Below are 18,151 nucleotides of genomic sequence, written 5' to 3'. Positions count from 1 at the left end.
TCGGCATCTCGACACTTCGACTATTGCTCAGTGCAACGCTCCGCTCGATAACCTTTAATTCAACAATTCAAGGATTTAAGGATTTAAGGATTTAAAAGTAATTTAAACCCTTCTAGGTACCTAGACATCTAGCACTCTAGCTTCTAATAAGATTAGAAAATACGCTTGGAATATCCGTCGGCATCTCGACACTTCGACTATTGCTCAGTGCAACGCTCCGCTCGATAACCTTGGAAGGTTTGATGGTTTGATGGTTTGATGGTTTGAAAGTAATTTGTTTTATCATTCTTTCTTGGTGAACTTTGTGTTTATCACCGTGCTATCTTGCAAATGTTCAAATCCTTAAATCTTTAAATTTCATTCCCGACCAGGGGGTGTAGTGGCAGCTTGGTGGCAACAGACTTTAGGGGCTGTGGCTGAAAGGGTACAACCGCAGGAAGTGCACTTGAGGACTTACAGGCACTTAAGTTTGGCGCGAGCAACTATAACGGAACACCCGTTTAGGGCGCCAAAAAAAGGGAAGTAACCGCAATCACTCCCCTTTTCATTATTTTCTTTTCTGATTATTGTCTGTCTGGTCCTGTGTAGTTCACACATGGATTTCCATCGGTATAGCAATCTATCTCTCTGGTTAAAGTAAAAGTTGTATCTGCATTGATACTCACTTCCCATGCCGGCAAACTGTAGTAGGTTCTAAAACACGCTTCACTTTCGTTTTCGTAATCTTCTTTTTCTACTTTGTACTTAGCATAAAACTCTTCAAAAGTCAAATCGATTTTATCGCCCATGTACACTTGGTAATCTCCTACCTCTAATTTCAAGTTTAACAAGCCACTGGCATCTGTTGTTGCTTTTACCGCGTCTTGTGTAATTCTATTTTTAAAGTAGTACACCTCTTCTGCAATAGGAGCCGTAGTTCCCTTCTCCATTTCTGGCGTTGGTCTAGCTCCGCCACAATACTTTTGGTGCGTTTGTAGGGTTACCGTAATTCTGGCTTTTTCTTTCTTTTGAAAAATGTTTTCTAATGTGCTGCAGCTTGCCAATGTTACCAACACCGCAAGCAAAGTTGTTATTCTCATCATCGTCTGTTTGTTTTAAAATCCGTCAAAATCTTGACTCTCTACATTCTTAATTCGTCGTTCTAAAATTTCATCGTCTTGTTCCTTTCTTCCCTTATCCTTTTTATTGATAAGTGCAATTTGAGGTAATAAGACATCGGTTACTTTCTCTCCTCTGTATGAAATCAACGAGATGGTCATGATAATACTCGTAATCAAAATTGGATATAAAAGTAGTCCTGTATCAAAGTTCTCTATCACATATTGTTCCCCATTTGTTAACACGAAGAAAAGAAGGATGGTAATTAATCCTCTTGGAGCGATAAAAAGCTCCGGAAATATGTTTTTACGGGCAAATATTAACAAGGTAACATAACGCACTGCGTAGAGTGCAGCTACAATAAATAGGGAGTTTACAAATACGGTTAAATCGTAGAAACTCGTAAGGGTAATACTCATTCCAAAAATCACAAAGAAGAACGTTCTTATGATGAAGGCAGACTCCAAGGTTAAAGTATGGAAGTCATGCAAAATAGGCTTCACCTTTACACTGTCAAAATGTTTGGATAGGAAACCTCTAAAGAAGACTTCTGTGTTATTCAACACCAGTCCAAACGCCAAAATAATTAAGAGTGAAGAAAGGTGGAAGAACTTCCCTGCCGCGAACATGAGCATCAATACTCCAATGATCAAAAACAGCTTCACCTGCATCTTTAAGTGTTGGAAGAGAAAAACCAAACTGTAGGCCACAAGTACGGAAAGTAAAATGGTTAACCCAATGTTTAGAATAATATCTACAGCAACGCTTCCTCCTGTAGATTGTGGGGTGTCTGCACCGATCAAAAAGTAAAAAACCATAATCCCCAGGATGTCTGAAAAAGTACTTTCGTACACCATAAACTCTTTCTTCACCCCTGTTAAACCACCAACAGATGGAATAATAATGGCGCTCGACATGATGCTAAGCGGTACTGCATATATTATTCGCGTATAGAACTCTGCGTCGGGGAACATGAACTTAAAGAGGTAAGCAATTCCAAGCGTACTTCCCGCCAGTGCTACTATAGCTACTAAAAAGGAAGATAGAATCATTCCTGCTTTGTCGCGTTCTAGTTTTAAATCTAAGGCGGCTTCTAAAACGATCATTACCAAACCGACGTTACCAATTACTTCCAACACGGAATGGTAATCGAAGTCATCAGTATTCACGTTCATTCCCTCTATCCCAAGGTTGATTCCTATCCCTAAAGCTATCAACATCAAGACACTAGGTATGTTGGTTTTCTTCGCCAAAATATTGAAGAAGAAAGAAAGAATGATGACCGTACTGGCCGCTATAATGAGTAAATATGGATTCATTGTGTTCTATTCAAATAGTTTCGTTTCAAACGAAGTCGATAAAATAAGCAATTTCTGAAGAATATCAGGGTTCCCGCCGCGGATTAATTATTATCCGTGGGCCTTATGTCACGTAAAGGAAGTTTCACGAAGAAAGTAGTTCCTACACCTTCTTTGGTATCAAACCAAATTTCTCCATTATGATTTTCTACAATTTGTTTAACCATGGCTAAACCTAAACCAGTTCCGGTTGATTTTGTTGTGAAGTTGGGCACAAATATTTTGTGCAATTTATTTTCTGGTATCCCACAACCGTTGTCTTTCACACTAATTACGATTTCCCTATCCAATTCTTGTATGCCTATAGAGATCTTTCCCCTCTCCCCTTCTGGGAAGGCTTGAATGGCATTTTTAATCAGGTTATTGAAAACGCGCAACATGAGATTCTTATCTGCATACACCATGTACTCCTCCTTTTGATAGGCGGCGACAAACTCTACGTGTTCTGCATTTTTAAAGAGATTCATACAGTTCTTCAGTAAAGGAACGATATTGATTAAACTCTCCTCCGGCTTGGGCATTTTAGCGAAGTTAGAAAACTCATTGGCAATGTTCGTCAACGCATCTATTTGCTCTATGATTCCTGTTACCATCTTCGTCAACTTTTCCTTCGACTTTTCGTCATTCGGATCAAATGCACGTTGGAAATGTTGTAATCTCAACTTCATAGGAGTCAACGGATTCTTAATCTCATGGGCTACTTGCTTGGCCATTTCTCGCCATGCACTTTCACGTTCTCCCTTGGCCAATTGCAAGGCTTTAATTTCTAGTTCAGCCAACTTGGCGTTGTACTCTTTTACCAAAGCTCCAATCTCATCATCACCTGTATAGTCAATGGGTTGTGTAGTTTTCCCTAGCTCTACAGAAGAGAAGTTGCGTTGTATCAACTTTAAGGGAGAGGTAATCCAGTTGGAAATGAAAATAGCGATCACCACCGTGGATACAATTAATAGCACTGCCAGGTTAATAATAGATACCAAGAAGCTAGAAATCTGACTCTCAAAATCGTTCTGTTTGGCAAAGTATTGTAGGTTCAAAAATGCTGTCTTTTTGCCTTTATTATTCAAGAAGGGAATGTAGGCCGAGAGGTAATTTAACTCCCCAATGTTTTCATTGTGTATGTACTCCGACGATTTTTTATACTTCAACTCTCGATACGCATCGGGATGCATATGTTCGTTAATGAGGCCCAATTGATAGATTTTAGGTTGCGAAGAAGCCATAATTTCTCCCTCTAAACTAAAAAGGTTAATATCCGTTACGAAAACACCTGAAAACTTCTGAAGAATGTATTCCATGTAATCTCCCAATTCTTCTTCACTCAAGCTTTCTCTGTCCCCTAACTTTTGCTTCACCTCCGTATTTACAGAATAGATTTTCTCCTGAATATTGTCGTTGGTATAGGTGTTGTATTGCGACCTCACAAAGCTTCCCGAAACACCACCGAAGATGATCAAAGCTACCAAAACCAAGGAAATAAGTACAAACTGAATTTTCACCGAAAGGTTGAGTCGACCAAATTGTATGGCTTGTTTTTTACGACTCAACAACCATGGTATAATCAATAATATCGCAAAGAAGGTAAAGAGGTAAGAAAAGGTTGTAAAGACACTTAACTTGGTTAATTTTCGTTTCGAGAGCACCAAAGTATTGAGGTCATCATAGGGGTAAATGAAATGACTAAACTCTTCATCTTCTACAAATCCTTTTTGTCGATCAAAGCTGTGAATAAATACATTTTCATCGAGGGGATAATTGTATTCGTTGTATCGCATCACCAAAGTTCCTAAGACATATTTTGCCATGGAATACCCCTCCAACTCTTCCAGTACATTAGCTTTCTCGTTGATCAACAAACGTGGAAATCCGATTTGTTCAGGTATGCGTTTAGACTTGAAAGTGGCGTATAAATAAGCTGTATCGGCATCGTGTACAACCACCTCTCTAGCAATGTAACTGAGCTTATCTTCGTAGTCATCGATAAAATAAATTCCCACCTCTCCTTTATTGGGTCCGAGAATTTCATTCAATCCATCTACCGTTTTTCGTTTAGAATTTTGTGAGGTCAGAATGTTTTCCAGGCTGTCATTAAACAGGTATAAATTCACATCGTAGCGTTCCCAAAAATTATTGAACAAACTATTTTCTAAAGCCGTTTTAAAATCAGCTTGTCGAATAGTAAATGGATGATGAATGGCATTGTGCAACTCTTCATTCTGTATCAACTCTTCGCGGAGCATGGCATATTCTAAATCCACATTAGGATCAAAATCTGAAGCCAATTGATTGGCATACAACTCACGGGTTTGGTACTCATTAATGGTATTGTATTCTCCTAATGTAAGAGAGGCAAAAAAGGAGAACAAGGCCAATACTAAAATACTAGAACCAAAAGGGTATACTCCTTTATACCTGTATTCCAAGTACAGTAAACATCCCGTAATTAATCCTGGCCACAGCGCAATAAAGAAGGCCTGATCAAACAGAAAAATCCCACACACTAAATTGGCCATGGTACTAAAAAACCAGAGCATACTAATTTGTGTGATGCGAGATTTTGTTAGATTGAGCAGACGAATAACCCTCCTGATAAACAAGAATTGTATGTAAAATAAAATGAAAACACTTGCCAGAGCAACAAAAGAATAACGGTTTAAATTGAAGAGCTCCTCAACTTGTAAGGGTATATTAGAATTGGTAATAAGGTTTTGAAGGATGTTGGAAATCACAAAAGAGTATACAAAACTCACCACAAACAGAGGATAACCCCAGAAGGGCTTTATTTCTCTTAAATATTTGAGCGTCCACCACCCCAGCAAGATGTATAGAACGATGTTCAAACAAAACTCTCCTAAATTGGGTGAGATAAAAGAACTTGCGTAAATCTCTGGGTTATAAACATCAAAGTCAGCAAAAATTGCAGTCCATTGATAATTCAGCGTTAAATAACGGAAGCCCAGCACCAAGAGTACAAAACCCCAATATTTGATAGCTGCATGTAGCTCTATGTATTTTAACAATTGAGCCAAGCCCATTAATAAAGACAGAATTCCCAGAAGGTATAAACTGAAGATGAGTAACTCTTGACTAGGTGTAGTATTCTTTCCTCCCGTTAATTTTAAACTAAATAAAAAATCTCCCTCCTTATTGTAAATGGGAGCACCTATTTTGGGGTTCAGCGTAATTTGAAGCTCTTGGGGTAATTGCAAACTTGCCGCCAGTTTATTCTTCAACTCATCATTTTGGTAAGGATAATTCGATTGTATCAGAACTGCACTTACCAAACTGAGATTACCCACTCCTATTTCCTTTATGAGATAATAACCGTTGTTGAGTTCTTGTAAATCATTCCGCTTCTGATCGGAGGCGTGCAATTCAATTTTATTATCTGTCCAGTACACCAAGCTATCCTGGTTGAGAAACAAATAATTTTGAAAGTTGCGTTCATTAGAGAAATCATTTTTCAGCCACAGTTTACGCACCGAAGATTGCTTCACCAAATCAAAACTACGTTGATTAAAAGCCTCTAATTCACTTTCTATAGCATTGATTTCTTCTTGAAAAGTTGCAATTTCTTTCTGAAAATCAGGGGCATAAAAAAGAGAATATAAAACCCACGTGAACGTAAAACTCACGATGGCCAAAATGAGCCAAAAGGTGGATTTTAAAATCTTTTTTACTTCTCCCATGCTTGGTGGAAATTACTTAAAATTCAGTTCTTTTTGAAGATCAGTGAGTAAATTATCGAAATCTACCGCTGCCCTGTGGTCGTTGTGAAACACAAAGTTTGCTTCGCTGCGATAGGGTTGCAAAAACTGTGCGTAACATGGTTCTACATGATTTTTCCATTGATATTTTATCATATCCTCATCATAGCCCCTGCTTTTCACATCCCTCAAAATTCGTCTTCGCAACTGCTCGTCTTTATCCAACTCAACGTAAATACTGTAGTTTAATTGCTCTCTTAACTCCTCGTAATGCAGGGTAAACAAACCTTCAACAATAATGAAAGTAGAAGGTGTTAAACAAATTTCTTTTGGCGGTAAATCAGAAGCATTGTATTGGTATTCTTTCAGATACACTTTTTCTCCCCGCTTAAGCTTCCAAACATCTTCTACCAACTTGTCTTTATAAAGGGAAGTGGGCAAATCAAAATTGACCTCGCCATTTTCATCTTTTACTTGTTGTTCAAGGGGTTTGTAATAATTATCCATGGAAAGTACAGTAGGTTTATGAGCCTCCAGCACCGTTTTCAAACGATTCAACAGTGTTGTTTTCCCAGAACCACTTCCGCCACAAATTCCAATTATTTCTGCCATTTCACTTTATCTATTCCTCCCAAAAATAAAACTCTTCCTTAGATAGCAACTTTTCAACCACTTCTTTAGTCTTTTAGAATAAGAATGCAAGTATCATTGGGTTTTACTACAGTTAAAATTAAAACAATAATGTATCTTGTACGTTTGTAAACCATATAATGAATTATACCATGAAGAAATTGAGTTTAGTACTGAGCGCAGCCGCGCTACTTTTTGTTGGCTTAACCTCTGAAAAGAAAGAAATTACAACTTTGGCTATTGGGGCAGATATGCCTGGTAAGGATTTAGAACTTACACGCACAGATGAAAACAAAACAACTTTAAAGGATTTTAAAAAGGATAAAGGTACACTCGTAATCTTCAGTTGTAACACCTGCCCTTTTGTAGTGGGTAGCGATAATTTTGAAGGTTGGGAAAACTCGTATAACGATATTCAAGCTGTAGCAAAAGCAAACAATATAGGTGCTGTACTCGTAAATTCTAATGCAGCCAAAAGAGATAAAGGTGATAATTTGGAAGATATGCGCAAAAGAGCCGAAGAAAAGGCTTACTTGATGGATTATGTTCTAGACAAAAGAAGTCGTTTAGCGGATGAGTTTGGCGCAAAAACTACCCCGCATGTTTTCTTGTTCGACGCAAACGACAAGTTGGTCTACGAAGGTCAAATCAACGACGCGTACAAACCAAACAACAAAAAAGTGAAAGAGTACTTAAAAGATGCATTGAATGCGTTGGGTACAGACAAAAAAATTAAAAACAGCAAAACAGATGCTGTTGGATGTGGGATCAAAAGAAAATAAAAAATGCACGTGTTAAAATACATACTACCCTTATGTTTTGGTGCTTTCGGAGCACTAGCGCAAACACAAGATTTTGGTCCGCCAGACTCTTGGTTGGAGACAGACATAAATCAACTTAACTACCTTACCATGCCGCAGGTTGATGTGGCCGAGCAACTCGAAATAGATTCGATTAATAAAGCAGCTGGCTACAACAAAGTATTTAGATTTGGGTATGAACATTACGTTGACGTAGATGTATTTGCAAACGGACATCAGTACTATAACGCAGAAAATGCACGTGTAACACAGTTAGCATTAGAATGTCCTGAAGCTATTTCTATCAATCTAATCTTTGATCAATTCCACTTAGCTGAGGGAACACTGCTGTACTTGTACAACGATGATAAAACACAATTCATAGGTGCTCATACTTCTCAAAACAACAACCCCAACAATTCCTTGGGTGTTGATTTAATTTATGATTCTAAAATGATCATAGAAGTAGTAGAACCTCAACAGGTAATCGGACTTTCTAAATTAAATTTAGGAACCATTATTCATGGGTACAAAGACTTGGTAGAGATTGCTTACCAATATCACTTGAAAGGCTTAAACTCTTCAGGAGCGTGTAACGTTGATGTCAACTGCCCTGATGGAGCAGGTTTTGAGCGACAAAGAGATGGTGTAGCCATGTTGGTTTCTGGAAGTGGATTTTGTTCAGGATCACTAATCAATTGTGCTACAAACACTTCAGATAGTATTACACCTTACTTCTTAACAGCCAATCATTGTAGTGCAACGAATGTTGTAAATGCAATTTTTAGATTTAGATGGGAAGCTCCTTACGATGGTACTTCCTGTGCCCAGAACACCTTCTCTCAAAACGGAGATCAAACCAGAAATATTAACGGGTCACAACTAAGAGCCAATAACGTAAATGCAGACTTTATCCTAGTAGAGCTTAACAATTCACCAGAACCGTCTTGGAACGTATACTACTCAGGTTGGGATATGACGGGTGACTCAGTAATGCAAGCCAATGGTATTCACCACCCAAGTGGAGATATTAAAAAGTTTTGTCAAGAAGACGATCCCTTGGGTAAGGTCGGGCCACAATATTTCAATGGTGGTGATGCATACTTCTGGAGAATTGACGATTGGGATATAGGTGTAACAGAGCCAGGTTCTTCGGGGTCTCCTCTGTTCAATGAAGACAAGCGTATTGTTGGTGTTTTATCTGCCGGACAAGCCGCTTGTAATGGAACCAACGACAATAATCTTTGGGATATTTACGGACGTTTCGATGTAGCGTATGATGATTTAGCCGATTCTTCAGATCAATTAATGTATTGGTTAGATCCAGATAGTACAGGAATACAAGTATTAGATGGACTCGCATCAAACGTTGGATTATTTGATGAAAAAGCTCCTCAAATTCAGTTCGAAATTTATCCAAATCCAAGTACGGGTAACTTCGAAATTAAGGTAGGTGAAATCAACGAAGAGAAGACAATTACCATTTACAATGCTTTGGGTGAACATATTCAAACCATTCAAAGTTCAGAGGTAACTATCTCTTTTAACCTTTCACAACACGCTAAAGGAGTTTATATGGTCGAAGTTCAGCAAGGCGAACAGCGCGGTATACAACGACTGGTATTGCAATAGAAATTTATAAATTAAGAGGGGCTGAAAAGCTCCTCTTTTTTTTGCTTTAACCCCTGGAATTGTTAAGTCCTAGAGCTGGCAAACCCCTCTACCAAGAAACTTGGCGGGGCCGGGCAAACCATTATAGTCCTCAAACCTTCACGCAAGTATTGCTAAATGGCAACTCCACTTCCGCCGGTCGTAAACTTTCCATAAGCACTACTAACCTAAATGCTTAAGGAGCTGTCATTTTTGTCCCTGTTTGATCGTCCGCAATTGAGTTGAAATCTACCAAAACAAAATCATTAACTTTTCGTTATAACTTAGCGTTGATGAAAAATTGGATGTCCATACTTCTTTTTAGCCTATGCTTTCTCCTTTCAGGAAGTATACTCTATGGACAAACCTCCAATTTACGCAGCTATAAAATCCCTGCAAAATCTGATACTTTAGTGTTAGACAGTTTGAGTATTTACAACAGTAGTTTCCAGGTATTTTGCGGACAAGATCTTCTCCCTAAAAGCGATTATTATTTAGATGCAATGGGGGCTAAATTCGTGTATTTCTCGTCTTGCTCCGATAGTTTAAAAGTCAAGTATAGAACCTTTGACGTAAGCTTTTCTCAAAGCCTGCAAAACAAAGACACTTCCATCATCTATAGGGCAAATAACAAGCAAAGACAAGAAGATTTTTTCTATACAGCTGAGAATAACACACAAGATATATTTGGATCAGGGATACAGAAGTCAGGAAGTATTTCTAGGGGGATAGCCTTTGGAAACAACCAAGATCTATCGGTCAATTCTACCCTTAACCTGCAACTTTCAGGAGATCTAGCTCCGAATTTAAAAATACTGGCTTCAGTTTCAGATGACAACATTCCCATTCAACCGGATGGCAACACTAACAAATTGCAAGAATTCGATCAAATTTTCATTCAAGTATACAATGAAAAAGTAAAACTTATCGCAGGTGATTTCTGGGTTAAAAAGCCAACGGGCTACTTCATGAATTACAACAAAAGAGCACAGGGGCTATACGGACAATATTCTTGGTCTAACAAAGAAAACACCCAATGGACTGTGCAAGGCTCTGGAGCACTTTCAAAAGGTAAATTTGCCCGAAACATTATCCAAGGTGTTGAAGGAAACCAAGGTCCATATCGTTTGCGCGGAAATGAAAATGAACCCTTTATTATCGTGCTTTCTGGTACAGAAAAAGTATACCTCGATGGAAAATTACTAGAACGAGGACAGGAGTTCGACTACACCATAAACTACAATACTGCCGAACTAACATTTACCTCTAGAAATTTCATCACCAAAGACGTTCGTATCATCGTGGAATTTCAGTATTCAGATCAGAATTATGCCCGTTCTCTGTTTCAAACTTCCTTGACTTATGAAAGTCAAAAATTGGATTATTGGTTCAATGCTTACAGTGAGCAGGATGCTAAAAACCAAAATCTGCAGCAGCAATTATCTTTTGCAGACAAACAACTTTTAGCCAGTGTGGGAGATAGTTTAACGGGGGCCAGAACCTCTTCTATAGATAGTGTTGCCTTTAGCGAACAGCGCGTACTCTATGCTCTCAAAGACAGTTTGGGTATTGACTCCGTGTTGGTGTATTCTGTCAATCCCAATGAAGCACATTACACAGCAAGCTTTGCCTATGTTGGGCCCAACCAAGGAAATTATGTCTTTGATCAATACACTGCCCTGGGTAAAATCTATAGATGGGTGGCTCCCGTAGGAGGTATTCCACAAGGAGACTACAGTCCCTCACGCATTCTCATTCCTGCCAAACAGCAAAACATGATCAGTTCTGGTGCACGCTACCGTATCAACAAAAACTTTAGTGTAGAAACGGAGTTGAGTACTACCAAGAACGACATCAATACCTTTTCTAGAATTGACAAAGAGAACGACAATGCCTTTGGTACCTATGCCAAGCTTATCGGAGATTTTGATTTGAGCAAAGACAGTTCCGGATTATGGCGCATGGTAAACGAGGGAATGGTAGAATATAGAACGAAAAACTACAACCCTATTCAATGGTACAGAGATGTAGAGTTCGACAGAGATTGGAACGTAAGAAACCAAAGCTATTTGGGTCAACAATTGGTGAGTAACCTGAGTGCAAATTTTGTACACCAAAGCAAAGGTGAATTTAAAACGGCCTTCCAATCCTTGAACATTGGTAAGGATTATAGAGGGCAACGTTTACAGTCGAAAGGAAAGTGGAACAACAAAGGTTTTAACGCCAATTGGGATGCCAGCTACCTGAAATCAGATGCCTTGAATACCAATGATTATTTCAGGCATAAAATCAACTTGAGTAAATCTTTCCGTTATTTTAAAATTGGATTTATAGACGATCACGAATTCAATCAATTCTACACCAACAAAGACAGTATACGCACAAGCAGTTATGAGTGGTATGATTGGCAATTCTATGTAGGCGAATCAGACACTGCAAAGAATGGATTCCAAATCTTCTACAGAGAGCGTTACGATAGACGAAGCGACAGTATTAAGCTATTACCAGCTGCCTTTGCCAGAAGTACCGGAGCTTCTTACAACTGGCGCACCAACAAACATTCTCAATTAGAAGTATTGGGAAGTTACAGAAACCTGAATATTAGAAACAAGAACATCATCAATGCCCAAGCCGAGAATAATTTGGTGGGAAGGATAGATTACAGACTCAACCTCTGGAAAAGAGCCCTGAGTGCCAATACCTTTTATGAAATTGGATCTGGTTTAGAATTAAAAAAGGAGTTTTTGTACATACAGGTAAATGCTGGTCAGGGTGTATATACTTGGATAGATTACAATAATGATGGCATCAAAGACTTAAATGAATTTGAAATTGCACAATACCAAGACCAGGCAGAATATATACGTGTATTTACACCCAGCGACCAATATGTAAAAACCTACAGCAATGAGTTTAACCAGAGTTTCTTTTGGCGACCAGAGCGATTATGGGCCAATAAAAAAGGAGCCTTACGTTTCCTTTCCCGCTTCTCCAATCAAACACGGTTTAGAATTCTACAAAAAAGCAGTGATTTGGATGAAAACTTCTACAATCCTTTAGAGAGACAAATTGCTGATACAAGTTTAATTAGCTTAGGTTCTACGGTAAGAAACACCATTTACTTTAACCGTACCAATACAATCTTTGGTGCAGATTATACTTTTCAACGTTTAGAAAACAAAACACTTTTGGCCAATGGTTTCGATGCGCGAAACAGTACTTATCATCAGGTGAATGCACGTTGGAATATCAAACGTAAGTTTACTTTGAAATTAGAATCCGAATTTGGTCAAAAATTAGCCTTGGCCGACTATACAAGTGGTAGGAATTACGATATCGTCTACGACAAATTTGCACCCTCTTTGAGTTATCAACCCTCCACAACTTTCCGCTTAAGTTTTGAAACGCGATTCGAAAACAAATACAACAAGGTAATTTACGGAGGAGAAACTTCTAAGATTATGGATTTAGGAATAGACATGAAACTAAATCAAGCTGAAAAAGGTAGTTTACAAGCAAAATTCAACTTTGTACGTATCAACTATGAAGGTTCAACCAACAATGCAATCGCCTTTGAAATGTTAGAATCTTTAAAGCCTGGACAAAACTATACTTGGAATGTTAATTACCAACGCAGTATTTCTAAAAATTTACAAATCAGCCTACAATACAATGGCCGTAAATCCGAGTCAAATCGCACCATTCATGCTGGAGGTGTTGAGGTTAGAGCCTTCTTTTAATGAGAAGCTAGATATCCATGTTTCTTGATACCAAGACAAATTAAAATCCTTAATTTTTTGAATCCTCCATGCTGTTTCTACCAATTCTCATATACAAATATCACCACGTAATACCGTAGGAATTTACCAAGGGTCATGTATAAGAAGGACCAATATTTATTGGCGCGAACCACACCCAATAAAAGCATGATAAAATCTCCAATAAAAGGTGCCCAAGCCAACCACGCCGTAAAGGTTCCATAACGTTGAATATGCACTTGCCACCTCGCCTTGTACTTGTTCTCACTCCCAAAGCGTTTTTGTAGTTTACTACTCCCCCATGCACCGATGTAGTAATTAGTAGCTCCCCCTAAGGAATTCCCAAGAGTTGCCACAAATAAGGCGGTCAAGGGATCATAACCTTCACTTAAAAACAGCAAAAGCACCACTTCCGAAGAAAAAGGCAACAAGGTAGCCGACAAAAAGGTTATACCAAACAACCCCAACCAACCGAAAGATAACCACATACTAATTAAGAATTAGGAGTTATGAATGCAGAATTAAGAGTATCGTATTAATAAATCTCTGGGTAAGAAATATTACAAGGAGTGCCTTCAAAGTCAGCTCATCTCGACTCCGCTCGATAACCATATTTAAATTTCACCCTTCAACAAAAGGATATCAATTTCAAAGCTCGAATTTCAAATTTATCACCTCGTTCTATCTTTCAAAAAAGCCAAACGATCACGGGTTACAGAAAGCGCTTCCCAATTCCAAAAACTGTAAAGAATCTCCTCTTCATTCCCAGTAGCTTCAACTTCTCCCAGGGCATTCACCAACATTGAGTCACCACTGTAAGTAATTTCATTATCGTCCTTACCTACGCGGTTACACCCTGCCACATAAACCTGATTTTCTATTGCACGAGCTTGCAACAGAGTTTTCCAATGGTGCACCCTTCTTTCTGGCCAATTGGCCACATAAATCAAAGCATCGTACATAAATGAACCATCTTCTTGTACTTTATTCCTCACATTTTCTGGGAAACGTAAATCATAACAAACTTGCAGGTTAATCTTCCAACCTTTGAATTCTACAATTTTATTGTGACTTCCAGGAGTAAAGTAATGATCCTCTTCGGCCAGAGTAAAAAGTTGGTTTTTATCGTAATGAAAGAGTTTGTGGTCGGGAGTTATAAAGACCAAGCGGTTGTAATAATAATCGAGTTCGCGCACGATGAGTGAAGTACATACTGCGCAGTTTTTTTCTTCCGCAATTTTACGCAACCAATTGATACCCATAGATTCTTCCATAGTCTCTCCAAGTTCTTCTACATTCATAGTAAAACCCGTATGGAACATCTCTGGTAAGAGCAGTATATCCACATCTTCGTCCAAATTCAAAAGTAAGAGTTCAAAGTGTTTCAAATTCTCACGTTTACGCTCCCAAACTTGATGGGCTTGAAGGGCTGCTATTTTTAAATTTTGCATAGTAATTCTGTTGCTTGTTGTAAAGTATCTTCTGTTTTCGCAAAACAAAAACGCACTACTTTATCGTCTCTTTTATTGGCATTAAAAACGGATGTTGGTATAACAGCTACCCCCTTTTCTGTGGTTAACCATTTGGAAAAACTAACGTCGTCTAAATCTGAAATCGCACTATAATTAGCCGTTACGAAGTAAGAGCCGTAAGACGGTAATAATTCAAACTTAGAATCTTTCATGGCCGAAGTAAAGAAATCCTTTTTCTGCTGATAGAAACTACTCAATTCATTCAAATCCGTTTGGGGTAAGTATTCGGCCAAAGCCAATTGTCCAAAACTATTGACACAAAACACTAAATATTGATGCACTTTTTTAATCTCTTGCAACAAGTAGTCAGGCGCTACCAAATACCCCAATTTCCACCCTGTAATATGAAAAGTCTTTCCAAAAGAAGAAATGATAATGGCTCTTTCTCTAATGTTCTCTCGACTATTGATGGAAATAAACTCCTTCTCAAAATGAATAAACTCATATACCTCATCGGAAAGTAAAAGGAGCTCAGGGTACTTATCCATGATCACTTCCAAGGCCTCTATATCTTTCAGATCAAACATCATCCCCGTAGGGTTGTGTGGATTATTAATGATCAGCATGCGTGTTTTTTCATTAACAGCCGCTTCAATTTTATTCCAATCGATGCGAAAACCTTTTTCCATGTTTACATGAACCGGCTTTGCACCTACTAATTCAACAGCTGGTGCATAACAATCGTAGGAAGGGTCTATCACCACTACCTCATCTCCCCTGTGAACTAAGGCCTGAATCGTCGTAAAAATTCCTTGTGTTGCACCAGCAGTAACCAAGATTTCTTTTTCAAAATCTACCTGACGACCGTAATGCAATTTAATTTTATCGGCAACGGCGCTACGCAAAGGGTTGTAACCCATCATGGGTAAATATTGATGCGCATTGGTTCTCACCAACTTGGCCATAATATCCTCCAACTTCGGATTTATTTTAAAGTTGGGAAATCCCTGAGACAAGTTAATCGCATTCACCTCATTGGCCAGTTGCGACATTTGCGTAAATATAGTTGTTCCCACATGGGGTAATTTCGATTCTATTGTGTGCATGCCTCTAATTTAATTATTCTCCACCTTTCTGGGTGATACTTCCTCAACATATCCTTGTATTCGTCTAGCTTTAACATATAATCACCTTTGAATTAATGAAGAAATCTTAATTTTAAAGATTCTAAAAAACACACCCATGAAAATTAAAGTATTAGCACTTGCTCTTTTAAGTGCTATCGGAGGATATGCGCAAGTAGCAACTTCTGGATATATTCCACAAAATGCCAACCTAGTTTACAAAATAAACACGGGAAATCTGTTGCAAAAAGTCAGTCTAGAAACCTTAGACAGTTACACTTTCATGCAGGATATGGCCAAAGAAATTTCCAACGGTCGCACAACACAAATAAGTGCATTAGGGTTAGATTTAAATCAAAGCTTTACTCAATTTGTGGTTATGGAGGAAAATACTCCAAGAATAGGGTTCAACTTTGCGATTAATAACCTCGATGATTTTTTCATGAATGTCAACCTCTCTGAAAAAGTTTTATTCGATTTAAAAGCAGAAGGTGTTGCCCTACAAAGGCATATGGTTTACGTGTATCAAAACAACACTTTAACCATGATGACCGCGCAAACTGATGAATTAAAAATAAGAACCTTTAGTGACAGTGTATTCGACGCCAACGGTTGGGATAAGGATTATTACTATGATTATGGATACGACTACGAAATCGAGATTGTAGAAGAAGTCCAAGAGGCACCCGCTTATGATGAAGAAAACAGTGAAGTTGGTCCTACCGTAGAAGAAGAAGTAGTTGAAGAAGAAACTGAAGTGGTTGGAGAAATACACCCTGTTTTACCTACCCATCCTAATTTTTACGATTACCAAGATAGTTTACGTAGAGCTTGGCAAAAAGAGGCTTTAAATAAAACGGCCGAAGAAATAAAATCTGGGAATCAATTCAATGGAAGAGCATTGAATCATTTAAATGCTGAAAAAGATGCAAACTTTTACCTGCTTCAAAAATTCCCTCAAATAGAAAACCTTACTCCTTACATGGCACGTCAGTTGAACATGCCAAGAGAGCTTTTAGAAAAGCTGATTAAAATGAGTGAAGGGAACGAAGTTTATGCTTCTTTTGACTTTACTGAAGATGGTTATGCCTTAAATACGACGGTTAATTACAATGGAATTTTTAAAGAAATTGCAGGTTTAATTGAGTATGACAAGATGGAGAAAAAACTCTTGAATTATATCCCTGGTAAATCAAAAGGATATGTATTGCTCAACAACAACAGTTACGAAACTTACGAAGCAATAAAAGCTCAACTCATTCCTGATTTAGAAAATTCTGAAGACCCTGCTGAAAAGAGTGTGGCTTACATTTGGTATGCCTTGGACAACTTCATGGATATGGAAGCTTTTTACACTGCTTTCCCTTCTGAATTAGTCTTTTCTTACAATGGGTTTACCGAGCAAAAAGTACAACGCGTACGCTATACTTATGATGAGGATTTTAATTCTATTCGTACCGTAGAAGATAGGTTGGAAAAACTACCTAGCTTTTCGCTAGCCATGCATACAGAAGATGTCACTTTCTTAGAGAAAACATTGAACTACTTAACATCAACTTTTGGTGAGTACATAGAAAAAGAAGAAGATTACTATGTAATTTCATCTCCAAGTATGCCTAAAGTTTATGTGCGTTTGAAAGGAGAATTCATTCTAGCGTCTAACGATATTGCTCACGTTACAACTTTCGCTAATGGATATGGCAAAGAAAATGGATTGGTAAAATCAGAAATCAAATCCTTGAAAAAAGTGAAAGGACTTTATGCTAAAATGGATTACGGAGCTGTAATTCAAAGTGTACCTTTAGAAATGATGGGAGATGAAGCCCACTTAGAAATGATGCAATACACCCCTTATTTAGGAGTTTTAACTTTAACCCAGACCATAGAAAAAGGAGAGGCTAAGTTGAATTTAAACTACGACATGAAATCGGAGTCACAAAACGGAGTATACGGAGCATTGAACCTTATTGAACTATTTTACAAGAATAACAAGTAACCTATGAAAAAGCACATATACATTCTATTTTCCGCAGTTCTACTTGTTTTGAGTGCCTGTGGAAATAAATCAAATGAACTTCCATTCTCATCAAGAATAGAGGGTGGTGATGTGTGTGCTTTAGTTCATACCAGCGAATTACAAGAAGAAATACTCGGGAGTCAAATACTCAACAGTCTCCCGAGTCTTCGTCCCTTTTTACTAAAAGTCAATATTGCTCAACTTCTCGACTTTAAAAATGACAGTGTATTCATTGTTTCAGATTTTAAACGTGTCACTGCATACGTAGAGATCAACTCTCCACGCAACATACAAGAGCAAATGGATGTATGGTTCAAGGATGTGGTTATTCAGCAAGACAGTATTCAGAACTTTGCGGTTTACCTCTGGGAAAGGGAAGATATGGGGGTTGCCTTCAATGATAGCTGTATAATTTTCACCCATAAAAATCCCATTGCAGAAAAAGTCAACCGATTTATTGCGCAACAACAGAGAGACCAAGCATGGGATAGAATTTTAAAAACAAAGCGCAGCAACCAAAAGGTTTTGGCCTACTTA

12 protein-coding genes are annotated in these 18,151 nt (G+C 38.2%); 5 read left to right on the top strand and 7 right to left on the bottom strand.

Annotation, left to right across the window (positions count from 1 at the left end; translation table 11 throughout):
* Window positions 1-563: 563 nt before the first annotated feature.
* From R3333_RS05000 to R3333_RS04985, 4 genes are all read right to left on the bottom strand, one after another.
* Window positions 564-1,082 carry a hypothetical protein gene (locus R3333_RS05000; protein ID WP_318957658.1) on the bottom strand — a complete coding sequence of 173 codons (519 nt, stop codon included), beginning with the start codon at window positions 1,080-1,082 and terminating at the stop codon, window positions 564-566.
* Window positions 1,083-1,094: 12 nt separating this feature from the next.
* Entirely contained in the window at window positions 1,095-2,417 is a 1,323-nt protein-coding gene (locus R3333_RS04995) for a cation:proton antiporter (protein WP_318957657.1), read from the bottom strand.
* An 83-nt stretch (window positions 2,418-2,500) separates the two neighbouring features.
* Window positions 2,501-6,145: a sensor histidine kinase gene (locus R3333_RS04990; protein WP_318957655.1), complete on the bottom strand. Its 3,645-nt coding sequence runs from the start codon at window positions 6,143-6,145 to the stop codon at window positions 2,501-2,503.
* Between the two features lie 12 nt (window positions 6,146-6,157).
* The gene (locus R3333_RS04985; RefSeq protein ID WP_318957653.1) at window positions 6,158-6,775 is read right to left on the bottom strand and encodes a hypothetical protein; all 618 of its coding nucleotides are present in this window, start codon (window positions 6,773-6,775) and stop codon (window positions 6,158-6,160) included.
* A gap of 170 nt (window positions 6,776-6,945) precedes the next feature.
* On the opposite strand from R3333_RS04985, the gene R3333_RS04980 reads away from it, so the two are divergent.
* The 3 genes from R3333_RS04980 to R3333_RS04970 all read left to right on the top strand — a co-directional run bounded on the left by R3333_RS04980 (window position 6,946) and on the right by R3333_RS04970 (window position 12,983).
* The gene (locus R3333_RS04980) at window positions 6,946-7,575 is read left to right on the top strand and encodes a redoxin family protein (RefSeq protein ID WP_318957651.1); all 630 of its coding nucleotides are present in this window, start codon (window positions 6,946-6,948) and stop codon (window positions 7,573-7,575) included.
* A gap of 9 nt (window positions 7,576-7,584) precedes the next feature.
* Window positions 7,585-9,225, top strand: coding sequence for a T9SS type A sorting domain-containing protein (locus R3333_RS04975; RefSeq protein ID WP_318957649.1), 1,641 nt, complete (start codon window positions 7,585-7,587; stop codon window positions 9,223-9,225).
* A 311-nt stretch (window positions 9,226-9,536) separates the two neighbouring features.
* Complete coding sequence (locus R3333_RS04970; protein ID WP_318957648.1) at window positions 9,537-12,983, top strand: hypothetical protein; 3,447 nt, start codon at window positions 9,537-9,539, stop codon at window positions 12,981-12,983.
* Between the two features lie 77 nt (window positions 12,984-13,060).
* On the opposite strand, the gene R3333_RS04965 is transcribed toward R3333_RS04970, so the two are convergent.
* From R3333_RS04965 to R3333_RS04955, 3 genes are all read right to left on the bottom strand, one after another.
* Window positions 13,061-13,489 carry a YqaA family protein gene (locus tag R3333_RS04965; RefSeq protein ID WP_318957647.1) on the bottom strand — a complete coding sequence of 143 codons (429 nt, stop codon included), beginning with the start codon at window positions 13,487-13,489 and terminating at the stop codon, window positions 13,061-13,063.
* Between the two features lie 183 nt (window positions 13,490-13,672).
* Window positions 13,673-14,452, bottom strand: a complete 780-nt coding sequence (locus R3333_RS04960; RefSeq protein WP_318957646.1) for a nitrilase-related carbon-nitrogen hydrolase — start codon at window positions 14,450-14,452, stop codon at window positions 13,673-13,675.
* Entirely contained in the window at window positions 14,440-15,579 is a 1,140-nt protein-coding gene (locus R3333_RS04955; RefSeq protein WP_318957645.1) for a methionine aminotransferase, read from the bottom strand. Before R3333_RS04955 ends, R3333_RS04960 begins: the two co-directional genes overlap by 13 nt.
* Before the next feature lie 136 nt (window positions 15,580-15,715).
* On the opposite strand from R3333_RS04955, the gene R3333_RS04950 reads away from it, so the two are divergent.
* Both R3333_RS04950 and R3333_RS04945 read left to right on the top strand, forming a co-directional pair.
* On the top strand, window positions 15,716-17,593 hold the full coding sequence (locus R3333_RS04950) for a hypothetical protein (RefSeq protein WP_318957643.1): 1,878 nt from the start codon (window positions 15,716-15,718) through the stop codon (window positions 17,591-17,593).
* A 3-nt stretch (window positions 17,594-17,596) separates the two neighbouring features.
* Window positions 17,597-18,151, top strand: a 555-nt coding sequence (locus R3333_RS04945; RefSeq protein ID WP_318957642.1) for a hypothetical protein, incomplete at its 3' end; no start/stop codon positions are given.

The organism is Lishizhenia sp., from assembly GCF_033720595.1.
Lineage (GTDB): Bacteria > Bacteroidota > Bacteroidia > Flavobacteriales_D > Crocinitomicaceae > Lishizhenia.
This window is presented reverse-complemented; position numbering and strand designations above follow the sequence as displayed.

Excerpts from the sequence above, each read along its gene's own strand:
- R3333_RS04970 (WP_318957648.1), top strand. The coding sequence starts at position 9,537 with ATGAAAAATTGGATGTCCATACTTCTTTTTAGCCTATGCTTTCTCCTT.
- R3333_RS05000 (WP_318957658.1), bottom strand. The coding sequence starts at position 1,082 with ATGATGAGAATAACAACTTTGCTTGCGGTGTTGGTAACATTGGCAAGC.
- R3333_RS04990 (WP_318957655.1), bottom strand. The coding sequence starts at position 6,145 with ATGGGAGAAGTAAAAAAGATTTTAAAATCCACCTTTTGGCTCATTTTG.
- R3333_RS04980 (WP_318957651.1), top strand. The coding sequence starts at position 6,946 with ATGAAGAAATTGAGTTTAGTACTGAGCGCAGCCGCGCTACTTTTTGTT.
- R3333_RS04950 (WP_318957643.1), top strand. The coding sequence starts at position 15,716 with ATGAAAATTAAAGTATTAGCACTTGCTCTTTTAAGTGCTATCGGAGGA.
- R3333_RS04985 (WP_318957653.1), bottom strand. The coding sequence starts at position 6,775 with ATGGCAGAAATAATTGGAATTTGTGGCGGAAGTGGTTCTGGGAAAACA.
- R3333_RS04955 (WP_318957645.1), bottom strand. The coding sequence starts at position 15,579 with ATGCACACAATAGAATCGAAATTACCCCATGTGGGAACAACTATATTT.
- R3333_RS04965 (WP_318957647.1), bottom strand. The coding sequence starts at position 13,489 with ATGTGGTTATCTTTCGGTTGGTTGGGGTTGTTTGGTATAACCTTTTTG.
- R3333_RS04995 (WP_318957657.1), bottom strand. The coding sequence starts at position 2,417 with ATGAATCCATATTTACTCATTATAGCGGCCAGTACGGTCATCATTCTT.
- R3333_RS04960 (WP_318957646.1), bottom strand. The coding sequence starts at position 14,452 with ATGCAAAATTTAAAAATAGCAGCCCTTCAAGCCCATCAAGTTTGGGAG.